Here is a 23,327-nt window from a genome sequence, read left to right on the forward strand (position 1 = left end):
CCAAGGGGACTGCGCTCATCACGGCCTCCTACTTGTCCTCGTCGAGGGTGTACGAGCGGTCGCCGGGGGCGACGGTGGCGTCGGCGCCGCCCGCGATCAGGGCGAGGCGGACGTGTTCGGCGAACGACTCGGCGTACGCGACGCGCTGGGCGTCGGCGGTGTCGAGGGCGAACGTGATCGGGACGGCCTCGGTGGCGGTGCGGCGGCGGTCGTTGCTGGACTGGCCGGGTTCGAGCGCGGTCAGTTTGCCGACGTCGATGACGCGGGCGTTCTGCACGATGACCTTCGACTGGTCCTTGCCGTTGTCGGTGTCGTCCTTGAACGTGGCGTAGATGTTGACCCGCGAGCCCGGGTCGATCTTGCCCGCCACCCCGGTCGCCGCGTCGATCAGGATCGCGATCTCCTGCTGGCCGGCCTGCAGGGCGGGCCGGTCGACGATCATGTCCGTCTGGAGCAGCGAGCCCTTCTTCAGCTGCGTGACGGCGATCTTGCCGCGGACCTGGGAGAGGCGGGTGACCGCGGTGGACGACAGCCACCGCTCGGGCATCGAGACCTTCTCGAACTGGTCGGCCGACAGCTCCTTGTAGGGCGCGATGTCGTCCTTCAGGCGGTACGCCGCGACCTCGGGGCCGACCTTCGAGTTCACGTCGCGGATCACCGAGAGCACTCCGGCGAAGGCGCCCACGGCGCACAGGACCGAGAGGACCAGCAGGATGACGCCGCGGCGCTGGCGCGAGTTCACTACATCTCACCTCGTGGGGACAATGCCGAGTTCAAGGGGTATTCACCGGTAACAGGGGGTGCTGCAGGGTATTCACCGTTATTCAGGTGTACGTGCCTGACGTGCGGGGCTCACGTGGCCCCTCGGGGCAGGGCGCGTACCGAAGAGGCTGCCCGCGCGACGGCCGTCGGAAGCTCGTTCGACGAGGGTGGCGGCAACGGCGCCGCACAGAAGCCGCAGCGGTCCCCGATGAGTTCGAGACCGCACCAGTGGCATTCGTCGCGCCGTACGGACGAGACCAGCTGGTACAGCACGGACACGTCGTAGAGGCCCGCGGCGAACTCGGCGACCTTGCCCGTGCCCCACCAGCGGGCCGACTCGGCGGGCAGCGGCACGGTCGCCACCCCCTGTACGTGCCAGGCGGGGGCGAGCGTCCCGGTGAGCCAGTCGGCGGGCAGCTGCCCGGCCGCGACGAGCATCCGGGTCCCGAACTCGGGCCCGGTCAGCTCGTCCTGCCCGACGCGCACCAGCTGGGGCCGCGGCGTGGCCAGTACGGCGAACTGGGCGCCCGGCACCCACGACTTGGCGTGGGACCTGAGCGAGACCGGGATCCGGTCGAGTCTGGCGACCGAGTTCAGCAGGGCGCCCGAGTAGATGTAGTGGGCGAGCAGCCGGGCGGAGGAGGCGAGCACTCCGGGGCTGAAGTCGCAGACGGAGAGCTGGCGCAGCTGCTGGGCGAGCAGGGCGAGGCCGAGCGGCGGCAGGTCGAGGGCGAGCAGCGCGATGCGGTCGCTCTCCAGGACGGAGCGCACGGCGTGCAGCCGCCGGATCACGGCGGTCGGCGCGGAGGACGGACAGAGCGCGATCACATAGCCGTGCTGCTCGATGAGGGCGTGCATGGCCGTGAGGGAGGCTTCGAGGCCGTCGAGGGGCTGGACGGCGGCGGGCGGGGTCTGCCGGTCGTGCGGCGGGAGCACCAGATCGGAACTGGTGACGGCTATCGCGGTCGGCACGCTGCACACCACCCCGTTCACTGGGACGGAGTGGTCAACCGCGTCCCAGATCGCCCCTGTATCGCCTGAATGTTGTCGTGAATGTCGCCATCAATCCCTCACGGACGGACACAACTTGCCACTGTGGCGTCCTTCCGCAACTGCACCTTATCCACGGCATGCGCCGCTCAACACCGGATCCTTGAGATCAATTCACGCAACGTGCGACGTGATCCACACAGAGTGATCCGCATATGCCTCAACTCCGCGCCGCGGCACGTGCGTTGGCCTCGCCAAAGGTCTTGACAACCTGATTGGTCTGGACCAGTTTGGAGAGGCGACGGTGGCCACCGTGTCAGGGCCTGTGCAACAGGACCTGAGTTCCCTCCCGCACCCCCACTTCCCCACTCCCCCACCGGAGGCCCCAGTGGACCGCGTATCAGGCATGCCCAGACGCAGACGGACCTGGGCAGGCGCCCTCGCCGCCGTGCTCGCCGCGTCCGCCCTCTCCCTCGCCGGCGCAGGCCAGGCCTCGGCCGCGGACGTCAACAACACGAAGAACGCCGGCTACGAGTCGGGGCTCACCGGCTGGACCTGTTCGGCGGCCAGCGGCGCCACCGTCTCCTCCCCCGTGCACGGGGGCGCGGCGGCCCTGAAGGCCACCCCCGCCGGGCAGGACAACGCCCGCTGCAGCCAGACCGTGGCCGTGAAGGCCAACTCGACGTACACGCTGAGCGCCTGGGTGCAGGGCGGGTACGCGTATCTCGGCGCGAGCGGCACGGGCACGACCGACGTGTCGACCTGGACCCCGGACTCCTCGTCCTGGAAGCAGCTGACGACGTCCTTCACGACGGGCGCCAACACCACGTCCGTGACGGTCTACACCCACGGCTGGTACGGACAGGCGGCCTACTTCGCCGACGACGTGTCCGTGTTCGGGCCCGACGGGGGCGGCGGCGGTGACCCCGACCCGGTGGTCCCCGCGACCCCCGCCGGCCTGAACGTGGCCTCCACCACCTCCTCCTCCGTCTCCCTGGCCTGGAGCCCGGTGTCGGGCGCGAGCGGCTACAGCGTCTACCGCAGCGGTACGAAGGTCGCGGCGGTGACCGGCACCTCGGCCACCGTCACCGGGCTGGCCGCGTCCACCTCGTACTCCTTCCAGGTCACCGCCACCAACACGGCCGGTGAGTCGGCGAAGTCGACGGCGGTCACCGGGACGACCAAGGCGTCCTCCGGCAACACGGGCAACCTGCCCAAGCACGCCGTGACCGGCTACTGGCAGAACTTCAACAACGGCGCGACCGTCCAGAAGATCTCCGACGTCCCGTCCCAGTACGACATCATCGCGGTGTCCTTCGCCGACGCCACGTCCACGCCGGGCGCCGTGACCTTCAACCTCGACTCGGCCGGGCTCGGCGGCTACACCGTCGACCAGTTCAAGGCCGACGTCCAGGCCAAGAAGGCCGCGGGCAAGAAGGTGATCATCTCGATCGGCGGCGAGCGCGGCACGGTCGCGGTGAACGACGCCGCCTCGGCGACGAACTTCGCGAACTCCGTCTACTCGCTGATGCAGACGTACGGGTTCGACGGCGTCGACATCGACCTGGAGAACGGGCTCAACTCCACCTACATGACGCAGGCGCTGCGATCGCTGTCCTCGAAGGCCGGCTCCTCGCTGATCATCACGATGGCACCGCAGACCATCGACATGCAGTCCACGTCGAACACGTACTTCCAGACGGCCCTGAACATCAAGGACATCCTCACGGTCGTCAACATGCAGTACTACAACAGCGGTTCGATGCTCGGCTGCGACGGCAAGGTGTACTCGCAGGGCTCGGTGGACTTCCTGACCGCCCTCGCCTGCATCCAGCTGGAGGGCGGGCTCGCCCCGTCCCAGGTCGGCCTCGGCGTCCCGGCGTCGACGCGCGGCGCGGGCAGCGGATACGTCTCCCCGACGATCGTGAACAACGCCCTGGACTGCCTCGCCAAGGGCACGAACTGCGGCTCCTTCAAGCCGTCCAGGACCTACCCGGACCTGCGCGGCGCGATGACCTGGTCCACGAACTGGGACGCCACGGCGGGCAACGCGTGGTCGAACGCGGTGGGGCCGCACGTGCACGCGCTGCCGTAGCGGCGGAGGGCTTCATATTTTCGGCGCCGCACCGGTGTTGTACGCACCGGTGCGGCGTCGTGTCGTGCTGCGGCTGCGGGATCAGAAGAAGTCCGCCCACGGCTGGTCCCAGATCTGCTTCACGCACAGGACGACGAAGAGCAGGCCCGCGATCGTCAGCATGGCGTTGCTCAGGAGTCCGTTGCGCCACTCGGGCGGTGTGCGGGAGGAGTTGAGGAGCCAGACCAGGGTGAGGGCCAGGAAGGGGAGGAAGGCCGCGCCCAGGACTCCGTACAGGATGATCAGGCGGAAGGGCTGGCCCTCGAAGAGCAGGATCATCGGCGGGAAGGTCAGCCACAGGAGGTAGGCGCGGAACGGCCAGGACTTCTCGTGGGCGCCTGATGCGACCTCCTCGCCGGAGGCGGGGGCGGGGGCAGGGGCGGGGGTTGTGATGTCCGGGGTGTCCGAGGTGGTGTTCTGCGGGTTCGTGCGTTGTGCGGCTGATGCCGCCCTGTCCTTGCGGAGGCGTTCCACGAAGTCCGCGAACATCAGGCTCACGCCGTGCCAGACGCCGATCAGCGAGGTGAAGGACGTGGCGAAGAAGCCGATCAGGAAGAACTTGGCGGTCGCCGTGCCGTACTCGTCCTCCAGGATGTCCCCCAGCTGGATCAGCCCCTTGTCGCCGCTCGCGATCGCGACGTTGGACGAGTGCAGGATCTCCGCCCCCACGAACAGCATGGCGATGACGAAGATGCCGGTGGTGATGTAGGCGACGCGGTTGTCGAGCCGCATCACCTTCATCCAGCCGGTGTTCGTCCAGCCCTTCGCGTTGACCCAGTAGCCGTACGCGGCGAGCGTGATCGTGCCACCGACTCCACCGATCAGGCCGAGCGTGTTGAGGATCGAGTCCTTCTCGTCGGGGAGCACCGGGAGCAGGCCCGCGAACGCCTCGCCCAGGTTCGGGGTGACGCGGATCGCCAGGTAGACCGTGACGACGAACATGACGCCCACCAGGACCGTCATGACCTTCTCGAAGACCGCGTACTTGTTGAACCAGACGAAGACCAGACCCACCAGGCCGGTCAGGATCGCCCACCACTTGAGGTCCATCACGTCCGGGAACAGCGCTTGCAGGGGCAGGCCCGACGAGGACATGGCCGCCGCGCCGTAGACGAAGCCCCAGATCACGACGTACACGACGAAGAACCACGACGTCCAGCGGCCGAGGCTCGCCCAGCCGTCGAAGAGCGTCCGGCCGGTGGACAGGTGCCAGCGGCCCGCCGCCTCCGCGAGGGAGATCTTGACGAGGCAGCCGATCACGGCGGCCCACAGCAGGGTGTAGCCGAAGTTCGAGCCCGCGATCAGGGTGGCGACGAGGTCGCCCGCGCCCACACCGGTCGCGGCGACCACGATTCCGGGGCCGATGTACTTCCAACTGGATTTACGAGGGGCGGCCACTTCATTTCCCGGTGGCCCTGGTGCCGTTGTTCCTCCCGGGGGTCCCGCCGTACTGCCCGAGCCCCTGGTGTCCGCGTGTCCCGAGGTGTCCGCCATGCCGATCAAGAAAGCGTAAAGAGATCCGCGGCACAAGAGGGCGTGCAGCGATCCCCACCTGATGTGCACAGCGTGAACTGCCTGTTCGAAGGGTGGTCGAGCGGCCGGAGCGGTTCTTTTTCGGCCTGATTCCGGTGTCGGGTTCCGGGCCAAGCTTGACCCGGACATGCCATGGCTCCACGATGAGCGCCACACCGCACAGCCATCCCCCGCTCCAATCCCCACATTTCCGGTGATCCCGGATTCCATGGAGAAAACAGGAGGATCCATGCGTTTTCGTGACAGACGTGGGCGGCGCTCCGCTGCTCTCGCCACGCTCCTCGCGCTGGCCCTCGCGGCGCCCGTCGCCGCCATGACCGACGCGGGAGCCGCCCCCGGCAAGGCTCCCGCCTCCGACACGGACGAGATCCGCCAGTACGAGATCCATGTGCACGGCAGTACGTCCGCCGTCCGTACGGCGATCGCGCGGACCGGCGTCTCCATCGACGAGGCCGACGAAGAAACCGTCGTCGTCTCGGGACGCGCGTCCCAGGCGAAGGAACTGCGGCGGCTGGGGTACGAGGTCACCTCCCTCGGCGCCGCGCCCGACCGGTCCAGCGCCGCCGACGTCGGTGTTCTCGACTTCCCCTCCGCCGACTCGCGCTATCACAACTACGCCGAGATGAACACGGAGATCGACCAGCGGCTGGCCGCCTACCCGAGCATCATGAGCAAGCGCGTGATCGGGAAGTCGTACCAGGGCCGGGACATCGTCGCCATCAAGATCAGCGACAACGTCGCCACCGACGAGTCCGAGCCCGAGGTGCTGTTCACCCACCACCAGCACGCGCGCGAGCACCTCACCGTGGAGATGGCGCTGTATCTCCTGCGGGAGCTGGGCGCGGGGTACGGGTCCGACTCCCGCGTCACCAACATGGTGAACAACCGCGAGATCTGGATCGTGCCGGACCTCAACCCCGACGGCGGCGAGTACGACATCGCCACCGGCGCGTATCGGTCCTGGCGGAAGAATCGGCAGCCCAACAGTGGCAGTTCGGCCGTCGGGACCGATCTGAACCGCAACTGGAACTACCGGTGGGGGTGCTGTGGCGGGTCCTCCGGGTCCACCTCGTCCGAGACCTACCGGGGCGCCTCGGCCGAGTCCGCGCCCGAGGTGAAGGTCGTCGCCGACTTCGTACGCAGCCGGGTCGTCGGCGGCACTCAGCAGATCAAGGCGGGCGTGGACTTCCACACGTACAGCGAGCTGGTGCTGTGGCCCTTCGGGTACACCACCGCGGACACCACGACCGGGATGACGCTGGACGACCGCAACGCGTTCGCCGCGGTCGGGCAGAAGATGGCCGCGAGCAACGGGTACACGGCGGAGCAGGCGAGCGACCTGTACATCACCGACGGGTCGATCGACGACTACCTCTGGGGCAGCCACAAGATCTTCTCGTACACCTTCGAGATGTATCCGTCGTCCAGTGGCGGGGGCGGGTTCTATCCGCCCGACGAGGTCATCGAACGGGAGACCTCGCGGAACCGGGACGCGGTGCTGCAGCTTCTGGAGAACTCCGACTGCATGTATCGGTCCATCGGCAAGGAAGCGCAGTATTGCGGCTGATCCGTGCCTGATCCGTGCCTGACCTGCGGTCGGCTTTGACTTGGCGGGTCGGGGGCGGGTCGTGGGGAACTGGGCGTCCGTTGTGGCTGGGCGCTCAGTTCCCCGCGGGCCTAAGGGGTGGGTTCCGCTGTCTTGGATTCTTCGGGGTCGGCTTCGGGTTCGGCTTCGGTTTCCTCGAAGTAGGTGTCGAGGACCTCGTCCAAGCTCGTTTCCCAGAGTTTGAAGTCCGAGCGTGACTTCGCCTCGATCTCCAAGGGGTACCAGCGGCGGTCCGGCGTGTGCACCGTGATGGTGAAACGCTTCCCGAAGCGCGGGGACTCCGTCTCCACCGCGCCGATCTCGTCCCAGCGGAACTCGGCCTCCTGGTCGTCCAGGGTCAGCCGTACGCCCTTGTGGTCCGCGACGATCTTCGCGCGGCGGTCGGAGGCCTCGAAGACCGGGGCCCCCTCGGGGGCCGGCGTCTCGTCCGGGGCCGGCGTCTCGTCCGGGGCCGAGGTGCCGTCCGGGGTCGGGGCGTCGTCGGACTCGGCTCGCTCGGGCTTGCTGGAGGGTTCCTGTTCCTCCTTCGTCGCCGTGTCGTGGGGCGCCGTCCCGGAGGAGACGGCGTCCACGGCTCCGGCTTCGCGGCTGCGGGCGCGGCGGGGCGCGGGCCCGTGATGCCGGGCACGGCCGCCGGGTCGACCGCGGCACCTTGCAGGGGCTGGATGTTGGGTCCTATGCGCTGCTCCACAGCGGGCAGTATGGTCGACGATCCTGTGTCAGGAACAGTCGGACTCCGGTTCGTCCCGCTACATCGTTATATGAAGACGCTCAGTGCCGCCGCCATCGCGAAGCCCGCCACCGACAGCACCGTCTCCAGGACCGTCCACGACTTGAGGGTGTCGCGTTCGCTGATGCCGAAGTACTTGGCGACGATCCAGAAGCCGCCGTCGTTGACGTGCGAGGCGAAGATCGAACCGGCCGAGATCGCCATGATGATCAGCGCCAGGTGCGCCTGGGACAGGTCCTGGCCCTCCACCAGCGGGACCACGATGCCCGCCGTGGTGACGATCGCCACCGTTGCCGAACCCTGGGCGACGCGCAGGACGACCGAGATCAGGTACGCCAGCACGATGACCGGCAGGCCCACGTCGTTGAACGTGTCCGCGAGCGCGTCCGCGATGCCCGAGCCCTTGAGAACCGCGCCGAAGACCCCGCCCGCGCCCACCACCAGCAGGATGTTGCCCACCGGCTTGAGGGATGACGTGGAGACCGTTTCGAGGGACTTGCGGGACCAGCCGCGCCTGATGCCCAGCAGGTAGTACGCCATCAGCAGCGCGATCGTCAGCGCGACGAAGGGGTGGCCGAAGAACTCGACGACCGAGCGGAAGGTCGAGGGGTCCAGCGCGATCGAGGAGAACGTCGCGGCCAGGATCAGCAGCAGGGGGGTGCCGATGATGAGGAAGACCGTGGGGAGGGAGACCGGTTCTTCCGCGTAGTCGTCGGGGGTCGTGGTGGTGGCGACAGTTCCCGCTTCGCCTGCGGCCGCGTTGTCGGGTGTTCCCGTGGAGCGGGCTGCCGCCCGGCGGGCCGCGCGCTCCTCGGCCACCGCCGCCTTCGCCTCGTCCGCCGCCTCCAGCATGTCCTGCGGTACGGGGACGAAGAGGCGCTTGCCGATCCAGGCCGCGTACGCCCAGGCCGCGAGGACCGCCGGGATGCCCACGACGATGCCCATCAGGATGACCCAGCCGAGGTCCACCTTGAACAGGCCCGCTGCGGCCACCGGGCCGGGGTGCGGGGGCAGGAACGCGTGCGTCATCGACAGGCCCGCGAGCAGCGGCATGCAGTACAGCAGGATCGACTTGCCCGAGCGCTTGGCTGCCGCGTAGACGATCGGCGCCAGGACGAAGATGCCCACGTCGAAGAAGACCGGGATGCCGAAGATCAGGCCGGTCAGGCCCATGGCGAGCGGGGCCCGCTTCTCGCCGAAGAGGTTCAGCAGGCGGGTGGAGAGTGCCTCTGCTCCGCCCGACACCTCCAGGATCGCGCCCAGCATCGTGCCCAGGCCGATGATGATCGCCACGTGGCCGAGGATGCCGCCCATGCCCGACTCGATCATCGAGACGGACGCCGATCGCTGGACCGTGCCGAAGAGTTCCGTGACGGAGAGGCCGGCGGAGAGGCCCACGGCTATGGAGACCGCCAGCAGGGCTACGAACGGCTGGAGTCTGACCTTGATGATCAGGACCAGCAGAAGAACGATGCCCAGGGCCGCGACGGTCAGGAGTCCTGCCGTGCCGTCCAGGAGGAGGAGCAGGCCTCCTGTGTGGGGTGGGGTTTCTGGGGCTGGTGGGGCTGCTGCGAGGAGCGGTGTCATGGGGAGGGCCTCTTCTTCGGGGCAGGGTGTGGGGTGGGGCCGGGGCGGGGGGTGGGGTTTGGGGTGGGGTTTGGGGTGGGGTTTGGAGCATGTTTTTGGGCAGGGGGTATCGCCGTACGTCGTGCGGGGGGGGTGTGGGGGGTGGGGCGGCGTTTTACGCGGTCAGGACCGCCAAGGCGTCGATCTCGATCAGGAGGCCCGCGGGCAGGCCCACGTAGACCGTGGTGCGGGCCGCCGGGGGTACGGTGAGCTTCTGGTCCTCGAAGTACTCGTTGTAGATCGCGTTCATCTCTGCGAAGTGGTCCACGTCCGTGAGGTAGACGCGAATCATCATCGCGTCGTCCCAGGAGGCGCCGCCCTCTTCGAGGATCGCCTTGACGTTGGCGAGCGTCTGGAGCGTCTGCTCGCGCAGGGTCGGTCCCGCGGGGGTCGGCGGCTGGCCCTCCACCGCGGGCAGGAAGCCGACCTGGCCCGCGACCTGGAGGATGTTGCCCTTCCTGACGCCGTGCGAGAACTTCGCGGGCGGGGTGGTGTGGGTCTTGGGGGTGAGGGCGGTCTTGTCGGTCATGAGCTGTGTTCCTTCGTCGGGTTCTTGCCTGAGTACTCGGCGCTGATGGCCTCCGCGGTGCGGCGGACCAGGGGGAGCAGTGTGAGGAGTTCGTCCGCCGTGACCACTACGTTCGGGGCCGAGACGGACATCGCTGCCACTACGCGTCCGTCGGTGCCCCGGATGGGGGCGGCCACGCAGTTGATGGACTCCTCGTGGCCTCCGAGGTCGGTGGCCCAGCCCTGTTCTCCGACCTTGTCCAGTTCCCGCAGGAAGGCGGGGGCGCTGGGGGTCGAACGGGCCGTGTACATGGGGTAGTCGAGCTTCTCCGCGAAGGCGCGGCGCTCGGGGTCGGGGAGGTCCGCGAGGAGGAGCTTCGCCACGGCGGCCACGGTGATCGCTACCGGTTTGCCGATGCGGGAGTACATGCGGACCGGGTAGCGGCTGTCGACCTTGTCGATGTAGAGGACCTCGCCGTCCTCGTGGACCGCCAGGTGGACCGTGTGGCCGATATTTTCGTTGAGGCGTACGAGGTGGGGGTGGGCGATCTCGCGGACGTCCAGGTTCTCCACGGCTTCCTGCGCGAGCGCGAAGAGGCGGGCGCCCAGGCGGTAGCGCTGATCGGACTGGCGGTAGACCAGGCCGTGTTCGTGGAGGGTGCGCAGGAGCCGGAGGGCGGTGGACTTGTGGACGTCCAGGCGGTCGGCGACCTGTCCTAGGTCGGCGGGGCCCTCGGCGAGCAGCGGCAGGATGCTCAGCGCTCGGTCGACTGTCTGGCTCATGGGGTCGGTACCTCCTCCTGGGCCCGGTCTGCGGTGTTCGTCCAGCCAGGGGCGAGTCGAAGTCTCCCCCACTCCGTGTCGTCCAGGGCGGCGAGGCGGTCGGCGTGGGCGCGGGAGGGGGGTGCGGCCAGGTCTCCGGAGGTGGTGAGGGCTGCCGCGGCCATGAGGTGGCCGTGGCGGAGGCGGTGCTTCGGGGGGAGGCCGCGGAGGGTCGCCGAGAGGAAGCCTGCCGCGAAGGCGTCTCCTGCTCCCACTGTGGCCACTACGTCCACCTTGAGGGCGTTGGCCTCTGTCACTGTGTCGCCCTCGCGTGGGGGGCGGGGCGGGGGCGTACCGGGGGGTGTCCGTCCTCGGTCCGGTGCGGAAGAGGGGGCTTTGGAGGGGAGGGCGGTGGACGCACCGGCGCCTGCGGGCGAACACCCCCCGGTACGCCCCCTCGCGTCCGTGGGCGCGTGCGGGTGCGTGGAGGGGGTCGACTCGAAGACCGTGGCGCCTTGGCTGCCGTTCTTGATCACCAGGGTTCGGGGTTCCGGGAGTGCCTCTCGGATGGCTGTGGGGCCGCCTGTGATGCCCCAGGCCTCCTCTGCCTCGTCCTCGCCCACGAAGACCAGGTCCGCGCCTCGGGCCAGGGCGAGGAGGGTGTCGCCCGCCGTGGTGGCGTCCGGCCAGAGACCCTGTCGGTAGTTCACGTCGAAGGAGATCAACGGGCGGGTGGGGTGGCTTGGGCGGGTGGGGTGGGCCGTTAGGGATTTCAGGAGGCTCAGGCAGGTGGTGGAGAGGGCTGCCGTGATGCCGGAGAGGTGGAGGATGTCCGTCGCTTGGAGGGTCTTGAGGTCGACCGTGGTGGGGGACATGGCTGAAGCCGCGGAGCCTGCGCGGTAGTACGCCACTTCGTGGGCGTCTGTCGCTCTGTCGCCGGCCGTGCGGAAGTAGATGCCTGTGGGGCGGGTGGGGTCGCGTTCCACGGCGGAGGTGTCCACGCCGTAGGACCCGATCGTCTCCAGGAGGTGGTCGCCGAAGCCGTCCGCGCCGACCCTGCTGACCCACTTGGTGGTGTGGCCTGCGGCTGCCAGGACGCACGCCACGTTGGATTCCGCGCCGCCGATCGCGCGCTCGAACGTCGGTACGTCGGCGAGGCGGCCCGGGCGGGAGGGGAGGAACGTGACCATGGACTCGCCGAGGGTGACGACCTCCGCCGCGGCCGGAGGGCGCTGGGTGTCGTCGCGTTCGGACGGTCCGGTGGCGGTCACGGTGGTGGGGGCTCCTGTCTCTGCCGTGGGTCTGGGCGGCTCCGTTGACCCGGCGTTGGCCGAGATGTTAGACAGCAGTAAGCGTGATACGCAATGGCCGTTGCGGAGAATGCAATGGCCTCTATGAAGGAGGCTCGCACTATGGCCGCCGACTCCGTCTCTGCTCGTGGCAGGGAAGGTCTTGCCTCGCTCGCCGATGAGACTGTCGACCATCGGTTCAAGGGCCTGCCGCCCGACGCCGAGGGGCTGACCGTCGGCGAGCTGGCCCGTGAGCGCCGCAATCTGTTCAGCGGTGGGTTCACCACGCCGTTGCTCGCCCTGTCCGCCGAGCGGCTTGAGCACAATCTGCGGCTGATGGAGACGTACGCGGAGCGGCACGGTCTTGTTTTCGCTCCGCACGGCAAGACGTCCATGGCTCCCCAGCTTTTTTGGCGGCAGATCGAGCACGGGGCCTGGGGCATCACGCTCGCCGTGCCGCATCAGGTGCGGGTGGCCCGCGCCTTCGGTGTCCAGCGGGTCTTTCTGGCCAATGAGTTGGTCGATGCGGCCGCGCTTGAGTGGCTTGCCGCCCAGCTGACTGCCGATCCCTCGTTCCGGTTCGTCTGTTACGTCGACTCCGTGCGGGGGGTCGAGTTGATGGATGCCGCGCTGCGGGGGCTCTCCTCACGGCCCGTTGACGTCGTCGTCGAGCTTGCGGCCGGTGAGGGCGCCCGGACCGGCGTGCGGACCGAGGCCGAGTGCCGGGTCGTCGCCGATGCCGTGGCCGGTGTGGACACGCTTCGGCTGGTGGGGGTCGCGGGGTACGAGGGTGAGGTGCCGGACGCCGACCCCGAGCGGGTACGGGCCTGGCTGCGGCGGCTCACCGGCCTGGTCGTGGACTTCGACATGGCGGGGCGCTTTGCGGGGGCGGGGCTTGACGAGATCGTGGTGAGTGCGGGTGGCAGCGCCTGGTTCGATGCTGTGGCCGATGTATTTGCCGAGGTGCCTGAGCTGTCGCTGCCTGCGCTGAAGGTGCTGCGATCGGGTGCCTATGTCTCGCACGATGACGGGCATTACCGGGAAGTGACGCCCTTTGTGCGGGTTCCTGAGGAGGGTGCTCTGCTGCCCGCTTTCCGGCTCTGGGCTCAGGTCGTCTCCCGGCCCTCGGCCGAGCAGGCCTTCGCCAACGCCGGCAAGCGCGATGCCGCCTACGACCTGGATCTGCCCGTCGTGCAGGTCGTGCGGGGGGAGGGGGGTGAGCGGCCGGCCGATGGTGTTCGTGTTGTCTCTCTGTCCGATCAGCACGCGTGGATCCGGACCGACGAGGGCGCTGCGTTGGAGGTCGGTGAGTGGGTGGGGATGGGGCTCTCGCATCCCTGTACCTCGTTCGACAAGTGGCAGTTGATCCCTGTGGTGGAGCAGGACGGCACCGTCGTCGACTACGTCCGCACCTATTTCTAGGAGTTCGCCATGCTGGATCTCGTCATCCGTGACGTGGACGTCGTCGACGGCAGCGGAGGCCCCTCCTTCCGGGCCGACGTGGGGATCGAGGGCGGCAGGATCACGACCGTGGTGCAGGAGGCGGCTGCTGCCGGGTGTCTGAGGCCCGTTGCCCGTCGGGTGGTGGATGCCGAGGGGCTGGTGTTGGCTCCCGGGTTCATCGACATGCACGCCCACAGCGATCTGGCCCTGCTGCGGGATCCCGATCACAGCGCGAAGGTGGCCCAGGGGGTCACCCTGGAGGTCATCGGGCAGGACGGGCTGTCGTACGCCCCCGTGGACGACCGCACGCTCGCCGAGGTGCGCCGCGCGATCACCGGCTGGAACGGCAGCGGCGACGACATCGACTTCAGCTGGCGCTCGGTGGGGGGATACCTCGACCGCCTGGACCATGGGTTCGGTGGTGAGGGGATCGCTGTCAACGCCGCCTATCTGATTCCTCAGGGTGCTGTGCGGATGCTCGCCGTCGGCTGGGACGACCGGGAGGCGACGCCCGAAGAGTTGCGGCGGATGCGGCAGTTGGTCGCCGACGGGATGCGTGAGGGCGCGGTCGGCATGTCGTCGGGGCTCACGTACACCCCCGGCATGTACGCCAAGGACGCCGAGCTGACCGAGCTGTGCCGGGTCGTCGCCGAGTACGGCGGCTACTACTGCCCGCACCATCGGTCGTACGGCGCCGGCGCCCTGGACGCCTACCGGGAGATGGTGGAGCTGACACGCGAGGCCGGGTGCTCACTCCATCTCGCACACGCCACCATGAACTTCGGCGTCAATAAGGGAAGGGGGCCTGAACTGTTGGCGCTGCTTGACGAGGCTTTGGACGGTGGGGCGGACATCAGTCTTGATACGTATCCGTACACGCCTGGTTGTACGACTCTTGTGGCGATGCTGCCCAGTTGGGCGAGTGAGGGTGGGCCGGAGGCCATTCTGGGCCGGTTGAGGGATGAGGGGGCGGGCGGGGCGGCCGAGCGGATTCGGCACCATATGGAGGTGGTGGGGGCTGACGGGTGTCATGGTGTGCCCATCGAGTGGAACACCATTGAGATTTCGGGTGTCGCCGATCCGGCACTCGGGTCCTATGTGGGGCGGACCGTTCAGGAGTCCGCGGACGCGCGGGGCGAGGCGCCGTGGACGACCGCGCGTCGGCTGTTGCTCGACGACAATCTCGGGTCGACGATCCTTCAGCACGTGGGGCACGAGGAGAACGTGCGGACGATCATGCGGCACCGCGTGCACACCGGCGGCTCGGACGGCATTCTCCGCGGTGACAAGCCGCATCCGCGGGCGTACGGCACCTTCCCGCAGTACCTCGGGAAATATGTGCGGGAGTTGGGTGTGCTGAGCCTGGAGGAGTGTGTCGCCCATCTGACCTCGCGTCCGGCGGCGCGGCTGCGACTGCCCGACCGCGGGCTCGTGCGGGAGGGGTACCGGGCGGATCTGGTGCTCTTCGACCCGGAGACGGTCGCCGCGGGGTCCACGTTCGACGCGCCTCGTACGCTGCCGACCGGCATCCCGCATGTCCTGATCGACGGGCGGTTCGTGATCGAGGACGGGCGGCGGACGGATGTGCTCGCGGGGCGGGCGGTCCGCCGTACCACTGGCTGACCGCCCGCCCTGTCGGCCGACCGGTTACGGCTTGGGCAGGGTGCAGCCGCTGGCATTCAGGTCGAGTTTGCTGTCCAGGCCGAAGCAGGCGGGTATCTGGTAGGTCTCCTGGCCGTAGTTGATGCCCGCGCGGACGGTGACGGTGCCGTTCTCGTCCACCTCGCACGGGTTGTTGTCCGTGCAGCGACCGCCGTCCTCGTTGCCGGTGTTGTTGACGGCGACGACGTTGCCGGTGGCGTTGTCGATCACGGGTGAGCCCGAGGTGCCGCCGATGGTCTGGCAGGCGGAGGTGTAGCGGACCGAGTCCTTCCAGGTCCAGACACCTTCCTTGAGGCGGTAGGCGAAGCCGTCGACGTTGCAGGCGTACGTGCGCTTCCAGTAGCCGGAGACCACCGTGATGGCGGTGCCGGCGACCGGGTGCGTGTCGTTGAGGGTCAGTGGGCTGATGCCGTACGAGGTCTTGATCGCCCCATAGGTGGTGGTGAGCTGGTAGAGCGAGACGTCCGTGTCGGTCATGGTGGCGTACGTGATCTTGCTGGCGCGCAGGGTGGCGACGCGGGTGCCGGCGGAGTTCAGCAGGCCGAAGGTGCGGGTGGAGGCCTGGTCGACGATGACCTCGCCGGCCGCGGGGAAACCGGTCTCCAGGCAGTGGCCGTTCGACATCACCAGCGCCGGGTCGTCGTCCTCGGAGTCGGGGAAGCGCACGACGGAGCCGGAGCAGTTGCTGAGCGAGACGGTGCCGGCGAAGGTGACGGCCTGGATGGCCGCGGGTGCGGTGGTGGCGGTGTCCGTCTCCGTGGCGGCCACCGCCGGTGCTGCCAGGCCGGTCCCTGTGATCATCAGGGCGCCGAGCGCGGCAAGGAGAGGCTTTTTCATGTGGGGGTCCCCTCTTGTGACGTGAGCGGCCGAAGATCTTCCGACCACTTCCCGTTTTTGTCATGCGCATTCTGATGACCCGCCCTCACCCCGACAAGAACCCATTTCCAGCCGCCGGGGGTGTGGGGGCCGCGTGGGGGTGACCCGCGTGTGTCGTCTGCGGGTGGGTGGGGGCTGGCCGCGCAGTTCCCCGCGCGCCCTAAAGGCGCACCCCGACAGGGGCGCGGGGAACTGCGCGGGCGACCCCCACCCACCCGCAGGCGAAACCCGACCGACGCCCCCACCCCCCAAGGGGCGCGGGGAACTGCGCGACAAGCCCCCACCGACCCGCACCCACCCCACAGCCGCCAGCCGGCACCCGCACCCGCACACACCCGCCCCAAGACGGACGTCTCACGTGGTGGAAAACACGGCGCGACACCCCCTACCCGCCCGTAAGCTCACGAACATGCAGGTGATCCAGTCGACCAAGCTCGCCAACGTCTGTTACGAGATCCGGGGCCCGGTCCTTGAGGAGGCGATGCGGCTGGAAGCAGCAGGCCACCGCATCCTCAAGCTGAACACCGGAAACCCCGCGGCGTTCGGCTTCGAGTGCCCCCCGGAGATCCTGGAGGACATCCTCCGCAACGTCTCGTCGGCGCACGGCTACGGAGATGCGAAGGGCCTGCTCGCGGCCCGCCGCGCCGTGGTGATGCACAACCAGACCCTCGGCATAGAGACGGACGTCGAGCACGTCTTCATCGGCAACGGCGTGTCCGAGCTGATCGTGATGGCGATGCAGGGCCTGCTGGACGACGGCGACGAGGTCCTCGTACCCGCGCCGGACTACCCCCTGTGGACCGCCGCCGTCTCCCTCTCCGGCGGCACCGCGGTCCACTACCGCTGCGACGAGCAGTCCGACTGGATGCCCGATCTCGCCGACGTGGAGCGGAAGGTCACCGACCGCACCAAGGCGATCGTGATCATCAACCCGAACAACCCGACGGGCGCGGTCTACGACGAGGCGATGCTGCGGGGCCTCACCGACATCGCCCGCCGCCACAACCTGCTGGTCTGCTCGGACGAGATCTACGACAAGATCCTGTACGACGAGGCCGTGCACACCCCGACCGCCAAGGTGGCCCCCGACCTGCTCACCCTCACCTTCAACGGGATGTCGAAGGCGTACCGCGTGGCCGGGTACCGGGTGGGGTGGATGGCCATCTCCGGGCCGCGCGCGCACGCCGACTCGTACATCGAGGGGCTGACGATCCTCGCCAACATGCGGCTCTGTGCGAACATGCCCGGTCAGCACGGTGTCGTCGCCGCTCTGAGCGGTCGGCAGACCATCAACGATCTCGTCCTGCCCGGTGGGCGGCTGCGCGAGCAGCGGGACGTGGCGCACAAGCTGCTGACCCAGATCCCGGGCGTGACCTGCGTGAAGCCCAAGGGTGCGCTCTATCTCTTCCCGCGTCTCGATCCGAAGGTCTACAAGATCAAGGACGACCGGCGGATGGTGCTGGACCTGCTGCGCACGGAGAAGATCATGGTCGTGCAGGGGACGGGCTTCAACTGGCCGGAACCCGACCACTTCCGGGTCGTCACCCTGCCGACCGCCCGGGACCTGACGGACGCGGTGACCCGGATCGGGAACTTCCTGGACGGGTACGGACAGAACTGACGCCTGGTCACCCTGCGTGGTTGGGTGGCTGCGTTTTCGGAGTTTGCTCAACTTTAGACGAAATCTAAGCTAGGATGGCTTCCTGTCAGAGCACAGGAGGCCATCTCCCATGTACGAACCGATTCGCACCAAGTCGGTCCACACGATGGCCGGCACCGCCGACTTTCCCCATCGGTCGCGCGAGGAGGAGCTGGACATCCAGCTCGCCGGTCATCTGGCGGCACTGCTCGCGGTCACGGACGAGCTCCGCGGGCTCGAACCGTCCGCCTCCGCCGAGCTCGATGTCGCCGCGGAACGGCTGGCCGAGCAGGTGACGCGGCTGCGTGGGGGGCGTGCGCCCGTTCGCGCGGCGGTCGTCGGCGGCGGCCGCGGGGCGACGTCCGCCGGGTTGCATCAGCGGGCGCATGCCCTGGCGGGGCGTGCGCTTGTCGTCGCCGCGTCGCGGGCGGATACGGCGGGGGCGATCCTGGCCGCGCAGCGCATGGATGTGCATGCGGCTGCCGTCGCCACTCCCGTCGCGGAACCGGCGCTCACGGTCGGCTGAGCCGCCGGCTCCCCCGATCGGCCCCGGTCCGCACGCACCCGCAGCGACGTGCGGACCGGGAGCCATGCGTGCGGTGAAGGGTCGCGCCCTGGGGCGCGACCCTTTTTCGCACTGCGTGCGAGCGTTTCCTGTCACCTGCGGCCAGGTGGGGGCTGATCGCGCAGTTCCCCGCGCCCCTAAGAGGCAGGGCTGCGCCCTGCAATCCTCCAGCCCAGGCGGCCTTCACCCCGTCTGTGCGGTGGCCTTTCAGCTCGTCTGTCCTGGGGAACCGTTCAGCCCGTCCGGGGATCATTCAGCCCGTCCGGCGATTGAGGACCGGGGGTTCGGGGGCTGGCCCCCGAGTCCTTGACCCGCGGGGAGACCGGACTCGCACGCCCCCTGACGTCTTTCAACCCGTCCGGTCGGCGCTTGGGGGCTGGGGGTCCGGGGGTTCTTTCAGCCCGTCCGGCGATTGAGGACCGGGGGTTCGGGGGCTGGGCCCCGAGTTCTTGGGCCGGCGGTCGGAAGCCGGGACCTCCTTCAGCCCGTCCGGCGTTTGAGGACCAGGGGGGATGAGGGCGCGAGCCTCAAGGGGAAGGCTGGCGTCCGGTTGCGTACTGGGATGCGGTCGTCACCCCGTGTTCATGCGATGCGACGAGGAACGTTGAGTTCCGGGAGCACGCTCCGGATGTGAGACGAATCATCGCCATCGTCCTGGCGGTATTCCTGATCGGCGGAGTGGCAGCAGCCGTCGTAGCGGGCCGCGAAGACCAGGACAGCAGCACGGCAACGAAGACCGTGCAGGGAGTGATCGGGTCGGAGAAGGCGGAGTTCTTCGCCGACCCGGATGTGGTGAAGGCCCTCGCTGCCAGGGGCTACACCGTGGAGACGGAGACCTCCGGGTCCTGGGCCATGGAGGGACTCGACCTCAAGGGGTACGACTTCGCGTTCCCCTCCAGCCAGGCGCCCGCCGGGGAACTGGCCTCGAAGTACCACGTACGGCAGCCCCTGCCGCGCCCCTTCTACTCGCCCCTCGTGGTCGTGGCGCACCGCAGCGCCGCCGAGGTACTGGCCGCCAACGGTCTCGCGGCCCTGGGCGAGAAGGGCAACGGCACTCTGAACATGGGTGCCTACCTCAAGGCCGCCGAGGCCGACCGGACCTGGCAGCAGCTGAAGGGGAGCGAGAAGCACGGCGAGTTGAGCGGCACGCTGTTCATCTCCTCCACCGATCCGACCAGTTCGAACTCCGGCGCCCTGTACCTCGCCGCAGCCTCCTACGTGGCCGACGGCGGCCGGGTCGCCGACGGTGCCGCCGCCGTCGGCCGCACCGCGCCCCTCATGCGCAAGCTGATCAGTGTCCAGGGCTCCCAGCAGACCAGCACGGACGCGGCCTTCCGCGACTTCGTCAGCGGCGTCGGCAACCCGCTGGTCCTCGTGTACGAGTCCCAGGTCGCCGCCCTCCTCGCCGACGGCCAGGGCGTCGACGACCTGGTCGTTCTCTACCCGGACACCACCGCCAACAGCGACCACACGGTCGTCCCCCTCACGCCGGAGGGACGCGCCCTCGGTGAACTGCTGGGGACGGACAAGGAGTTGCGCAGGCTCGCGGTACGGCACGGGTTCCGGCCGCAGGGCGCCGCCGCCGAGTTCACGGCGGCCACCGACGCCCACACCACCTACCTCAACCAGACGCTGACCGGCGTCCGGCAGGTGCCCGTGCCCGCCTCCAAGGTGCTGCACGAGATGGCACGCCGGGCCCGGGACTAGGGGGAACAGCACGTGAGCGACAACGCGAACACGAACGACGACACCTTCACTCTCACTCCTCCCGAGGCCGTCGCCGCCGTGCCGAAGGAGAAGGCCGGCGGGCTCGTACCGGTCGACGAGTCCGTGCGTACGGACATGGCGCGCAAGGCCGCCGAGTACGTCGACGGGCTCGCCGTGCTCGACGCCCGCTCCCCCGCGTTCGCCGGGAAGATCGGCGAGATCGTCGCACTCGGCTCCGGTGAGATGCGCGGCGCCGCCGCCCAGTCGAACCGCATGCTGGAGCGCACGATCCGCGCCCTGCCCGCGAACGGCGAGGACGCCCAGTCCCGTGTCTCGTCCTCCCTCGTCGAACTCCGGCGCACCGTCGAGGACCTGGACCCGCGCGAACTGCCCGGCGGCAAGGCCCGCAAGCTGCTGTCCCGGCTGCCCGGCGGCAACAAGCTCCGGGACCATGTGGCCAAGTACGCCTCCGCGCAGGGCACGTTGAACAGAATCGTGGGCTCGTTGCGCGGCGGCCAGGACGAACTGCGGCGCGACAACGCCGCCCTGCAGACCGAACGCGTCCGCCTCTGGGACTCGATGGGCAAGCTCCAGGAGTACGTCGTCCTGACCGAGGCACTGGACACGGCGGTCGAGGCCCACATCGGCGGGGTGGAGGCGCAGGATCCCGCCCAGGCGGACACGCTGCGCGCCGACGTCCTGTTTCCCGTACGGCAGAAGCACCAGGACCTGCTCACCCAGCTCGCGGTGTGCGCCCAGGGCTATCTGGCGATGGACGTGGTCCGGCGCAACAACGAGGAGCTGATCAAGGGCGTCGACCGCGCGGCCACCACCACGGTCTCCGCGCTGCGCATCTCGGTGATGCTCGCCTCGGCCCTCGACAACCAGCGCAAGGTCGTCGAGCAGGTCAACGCGCTGCGCGGCACGACGGAGGACCTCATCCGCGGCAACGCGGAGATGCTCGCCACCCAGAGCGGCGAGATCCAGCGCATCGCCGCCGACCCGGCCGTGGGAGCGGAAACGCTCCGCTCGGCCTTCCAGCAGATCTACCAGACCCTCGACACCATCGACACGTACAAGGCCCAGGCCACGGAGACGATGGCGGCGACGGTGGAGTCCCTCACCTCGGAACTCCAGCACGCCACGGCGTACTTGGAACGCAGCCGCGCACAGGGCGCCCTGGACGGAGGCCACCTCACATGAGAGACCCTCGCACTCCTGCACCCCGCGGGCCCGCGGCCAGGCGTCCGCACCCGTCCCCACCCAGGTGGTCCGCGGACACGCACCCGTCCCCGTGGTCTGTGGGCAGGCGTTCCGCAGGGCGGAACGGGTGGGCACGGACCACCCACCGGGCCGCGGCCGCCATCGCGCTGGTATTGGTGACGGCCGGATGCACAGCCGCAGAGGGGGCCGACCCTGCCAAGGAACAGGCCCCAGGAACCCTCCGCATACTCGCATCAAGCGAACTCATCGACATGAAGCCCGTCCTGGACCAGGTCCACAAAGACACCGGCATCAAGGTCGAGCCCACCTACATCGGCACGCTCGACGCCGTCGACCTCCTGGCGAAGGGCAGGGCGAAGGGCGCGTACGACGCCGTCTGGCTGTCCTCGAACGACTACCTCCGCCTCACCCCCGCCGCCGCACGGCAGGTCGTGTCCCAGACCCCGGTGATGTCCAGCCCGCTGGCCATCGGCGTGAAGGCCGCCACCGTACGGAAGCTGGAGTGGAAGCCCGAGGACGTCACCTGGGCCGACATCGAGAAGGCGGTGCACGACGGCGGCCTGACCTACGGCATGACCGACCCGTCCCGCTCGAACTCGGGCTTCTCCACCCTCGTGTCCGTGGCCTCGGGCCTGTCCGACGCCCAGTCCGCGCTGACGGACGCCGACGTGCAGGAGGCCACGCCCCGGCTGGCGGAGTTCTTCAAGGGGCAGAAGCTGACGTCCGGGTCGTCGGGCTGGCTGGCGCAGGCGTACGACCGGCGCGGTGACGTGGACGCGCTGCTCAACTACGAGTCGGTGCTGAAGTCGAGGAAGGACCTGACGGTGATCCGGCCGCGGGACGGCGTCGTCACCGCCGACTATCCGCTCTCCTCGCTCACGAACACGGGTCAGGAGGTCCGGGAGGACGTCAGGCGGCTCACCGAGGCCCTGCGTACCCCGGCGACCCAGCGGCTGATCACCGAGCGGACGCTGCGCCGACCCGTCGTGCCCTCCGTGCGGCCCGCCGCGGGGCTCGACACCACCCGGCGGCGCGAACTGCCGTTCCCGGGCAGCCGTTCCGTCGCCGACGGGCTCCTCGACTCGTACGAGAACAAGCTGCGCCGGCCCTCGCGGACCGTGTACGTGCTGGACACCTCGGGCTCGATGGGTGAGGACGGGCGGCTCGGGCGGCTGAAGAAGGCGCTCACCGACCTCACCGGCGACTTCCGCGAACGCGAGGAGGTGACGCTGATGCCGTTCGGCTCGGCCGTCAAGAGCGTACGCACGCATGTGGTGCGGCCCGAGGACCCGCGCGCGGGGCTCGACGGCATCCGCCGTGACACGCGGGCGCTCACCGCGGAGGGCGACACCGCGATCTATACGTCGCTGCAGAAGGCGTACGAGCAGTTGGGGGCCGACGGTGACACGTTCACGTCGGTCGTGCTGATGACGGACGGCGAGAACACGAAGGGCGCGAGCCCGGCGGAGTTCGACGCGTTCTACGGGCGGCTGTCCGCGGACGAGCGGCGGATTCCCGTCTTCCCGATCCTGTTCGGCGACTCCGACCGCGGCGAGCTGGAACACATCGCCGAGCTGACCGGCGGCCGTCTCTTCGACGCGCAGCAGGGCTCCCTGGACGGCGCCTTCAAGGAGATCCGTGGCTACCAATAAGGCTGACAGGGCCCATAAGGCCAACAGGATCCTCGGCTATCTGGAGTCCCGTAAGAACCTCACCGGGAGCGCCTGCGGGATCGCCGGTCTCGGGCTGACCTTCGCGGGGGTCGCGGGGGCGTACTGGCCCGTCGTCGTCGTGGGTCTGTACGGGGCGGGCGCGCTGATCGCCCCGCCGGAGCGGCCGCCGCTGCCGGACTTCCCCGATCCGTCCGCGCAGTTGGACGAGATCCGGGCCGACTTCGGGAAGCTGCGGGCCTACCTCGCGGACGTCGAGCTGCCGCCCGCCGCCGCCGGGCGGCTCACCGAGCTGACCGAGCTGCTGGCGGCGCTGCTCGATCCCGGGTGGGTCGCGGAGATCCTCACGCAGGACCCGGAGGGGGTGCACGCCCTGTCGCGGGCCGTGCGGACGGATGTGCCGGAGGCCGTCGACACGTTCGTACGGACGCGGTGGTGGGTGCGGCTGGCGCCCGGTACGGAGGCGCCCGAGCGGCATCTTGAGCGACAGCTCACGCTGCTGCACGAGGAGGCGGAGGCCCTGGCCGCCGGTCTGCGCGAGACGGAGGCCCGGCGGCAGGAGTCCCACACCCGTTATCTGGAGGACCGGGCGTAGTCGGGAG

19 protein-coding genes are annotated in these 23,327 nt (G+C 69.2%); 10 read left to right on the forward strand and 9 right to left on the reverse strand.

From position 1 onward, the window contains the following. Positions 1–28: 28 nt before the first annotated feature. A complete protein-coding gene (cpaB, locus tag J8N05_RS00885; protein ID WP_210880586.1) occupies positions 29–742 on the reverse strand; it encodes a Flp pilus assembly protein CpaB in 714 nt (237 codons plus the stop codon). A gap of 110 nt (positions 743–852) precedes the next feature. Beyond that, a complete protein-coding gene (locus tag J8N05_RS00890; RefSeq protein ID WP_247706090.1) occupies positions 853–1,734 on the reverse strand; it encodes a hypothetical protein in 882 nt (293 codons plus the stop codon). A 424-nt stretch (positions 1,735–2,158) separates the two neighbouring features. Here J8N05_RS00890 and J8N05_RS00895 point away from each other — a divergent pair, with 424 nt between their 5' ends. Beyond that, entirely contained in the window at positions 2,159–3,847 is a 1,689-nt protein-coding gene (locus J8N05_RS00895; protein ID WP_210880587.1) for a chitinase, read from the forward strand. An 81-nt stretch (positions 3,848–3,928) separates the two neighbouring features. On the opposite strand, the gene J8N05_RS00900 is transcribed toward J8N05_RS00895, so the two are convergent. Further along, the gene (locus J8N05_RS00900; protein ID WP_247706091.1) at positions 3,929–5,380 is read right to left on the reverse strand and encodes an Nramp family divalent metal transporter; all 1,452 of its coding nucleotides are present in this window, start codon (positions 5,378–5,380) and stop codon (positions 3,929–3,931) included. A gap of 268 nt (positions 5,381–5,648) precedes the next feature. Here J8N05_RS00900 and J8N05_RS00905 point away from each other — a divergent pair, with 268 nt between their 5' ends. Beyond that, complete coding sequence (locus J8N05_RS00905) at positions 5,649–6,986, forward strand: M14 family metallopeptidase (RefSeq protein ID WP_210880589.1); 1,338 nt, start codon at positions 5,649–5,651, stop codon at positions 6,984–6,986. A 110-nt stretch (positions 6,987–7,096) separates the two neighbouring features. Here J8N05_RS00905 and J8N05_RS00910 read toward each other — a convergent pair whose 3' ends face one another. The 5 genes from J8N05_RS00910 to J8N05_RS00930 form a co-directional block, all read right to left on the reverse strand. Continuing rightward, positions 7,097–7,597: a P-loop NTPase family protein gene (locus J8N05_RS00910; RefSeq protein ID WP_247706092.1), complete on the reverse strand. Its 501-nt coding sequence runs from the start codon at positions 7,595–7,597 to the stop codon at positions 7,097–7,099. A 185-nt stretch (positions 7,598–7,782) separates the two neighbouring features. Further along, entirely contained in the window at positions 7,783–9,342 is a 1,560-nt protein-coding gene (locus J8N05_RS00915; RefSeq protein WP_210880590.1) for a GntP family permease, read from the reverse strand. A 154-nt stretch (positions 9,343–9,496) separates the two neighbouring features. Beyond that, on the reverse strand, positions 9,497–9,910 hold the full coding sequence (locus J8N05_RS00920) for a RidA family protein (protein WP_210880591.1): 414 nt from the start codon (positions 9,908–9,910) through the stop codon (positions 9,497–9,499). Continuing rightward, positions 9,907–10,671 (reverse strand): IclR family transcriptional regulator, encoded by a 765-nt coding sequence (locus J8N05_RS00925; RefSeq protein ID WP_210880592.1) that lies wholly within the window; start codon positions 10,669–10,671, stop codon positions 9,907–9,909. The genes J8N05_RS00920 and J8N05_RS00925 overlap by 4 nt, the downstream gene beginning before the upstream one ends. Beyond that, positions 10,668–11,840: a sugar kinase gene (locus J8N05_RS00930; RefSeq protein WP_210889935.1), complete on the reverse strand. Its 1,173-nt coding sequence runs from the start codon at positions 11,838–11,840 to the stop codon at positions 10,668–10,670. The genes J8N05_RS00925 and J8N05_RS00930 overlap by 4 nt, the downstream gene beginning before the upstream one ends. Before the next feature lie 222 nt (positions 11,841–12,062). Here J8N05_RS00930 and J8N05_RS00935 point away from each other — a divergent pair, with 222 nt between their 5' ends. Together J8N05_RS00935 and J8N05_RS00940 are read left to right on the forward strand one after the other, a co-directional pair. Then, positions 12,063–13,361 (forward strand): amino acid deaminase, encoded by a 1,299-nt coding sequence (locus J8N05_RS00935; RefSeq protein WP_210880593.1) that lies wholly within the window; start codon positions 12,063–12,065, stop codon positions 13,359–13,361. 9 nt (positions 13,362–13,370) lie between these two features. Then, a complete protein-coding gene (locus tag J8N05_RS00940; protein ID WP_210880594.1) occupies positions 13,371–15,005 on the forward strand; it encodes an N-acyl-D-amino-acid deacylase family protein in 1,635 nt (544 codons plus the stop codon). Between the two features lie 24 nt (positions 15,006–15,029). Here J8N05_RS00940 and J8N05_RS00945 read toward each other — a convergent pair whose 3' ends face one another. Next, positions 15,030–15,881, reverse strand: a complete 852-nt coding sequence (locus tag J8N05_RS00945; RefSeq protein WP_210880595.1) for a S1 family peptidase — start codon at positions 15,879–15,881, stop codon at positions 15,030–15,032. 448 nt (positions 15,882–16,329) lie between these two features. On the opposite strand from J8N05_RS00945, the gene J8N05_RS00950 reads away from it, so the two are divergent. The 6 genes from J8N05_RS00950 (at position 16,330) to J8N05_RS00975 (ending at position 23,320) form a co-directional block, all read left to right on the forward strand. Further along, entirely contained in the window at positions 16,330–17,541 is a 1,212-nt protein-coding gene (locus J8N05_RS00950) for a pyridoxal phosphate-dependent aminotransferase (RefSeq protein WP_210880596.1), read from the forward strand. Positions 17,542–17,650: 109 nt separating this feature from the next. After that, positions 17,651–18,085, forward strand: a complete 435-nt coding sequence (locus J8N05_RS00955) for an SCO4983 family protein (protein WP_210880597.1) — start codon at positions 17,651–17,653, stop codon at positions 18,083–18,085. A 669-nt stretch (positions 18,086–18,754) separates the two neighbouring features. Beyond that, positions 18,755–19,831: a hypothetical protein gene (locus tag J8N05_RS00960; RefSeq protein WP_210880598.1), complete on the forward strand. Its 1,077-nt coding sequence runs from the start codon at positions 18,755–18,757 to the stop codon at positions 19,829–19,831. 12 nt (positions 19,832–19,843) lie between these two features. Then, positions 19,844–21,034, forward strand: a complete 1,191-nt coding sequence (locus J8N05_RS00965; protein ID WP_210880599.1) for a toxic anion resistance protein — start codon at positions 19,844–19,846, stop codon at positions 21,032–21,034. Continuing rightward, on the forward strand, positions 21,031–22,707 hold the full coding sequence (locus J8N05_RS00970; protein WP_210880600.1) for a substrate-binding and vWA domain-containing protein: 1,677 nt from the start codon (positions 21,031–21,033) through the stop codon (positions 22,705–22,707). Before J8N05_RS00965 ends, J8N05_RS00970 begins: the two co-directional genes overlap by 4 nt. After that, positions 22,694–23,320 carry a hypothetical protein gene (locus J8N05_RS00975; RefSeq protein ID WP_247706094.1) on the forward strand — a complete coding sequence of 209 codons (627 nt, stop codon included), beginning with the start codon at positions 22,694–22,696 and terminating at the stop codon, positions 23,318–23,320. The genes J8N05_RS00970 and J8N05_RS00975 overlap by 14 nt, the downstream gene beginning before the upstream one ends. The last annotated feature ends 7 nt before the right edge of the window (positions 23,321–23,327 follow it).

Source organism: Streptomyces liliiviolaceus (genome assembly GCF_018070025.1).
GTDB lineage: Bacteria > Actinomycetota > Actinomycetes > Streptomycetales > Streptomycetaceae > Streptomyces > Streptomyces liliiviolaceus.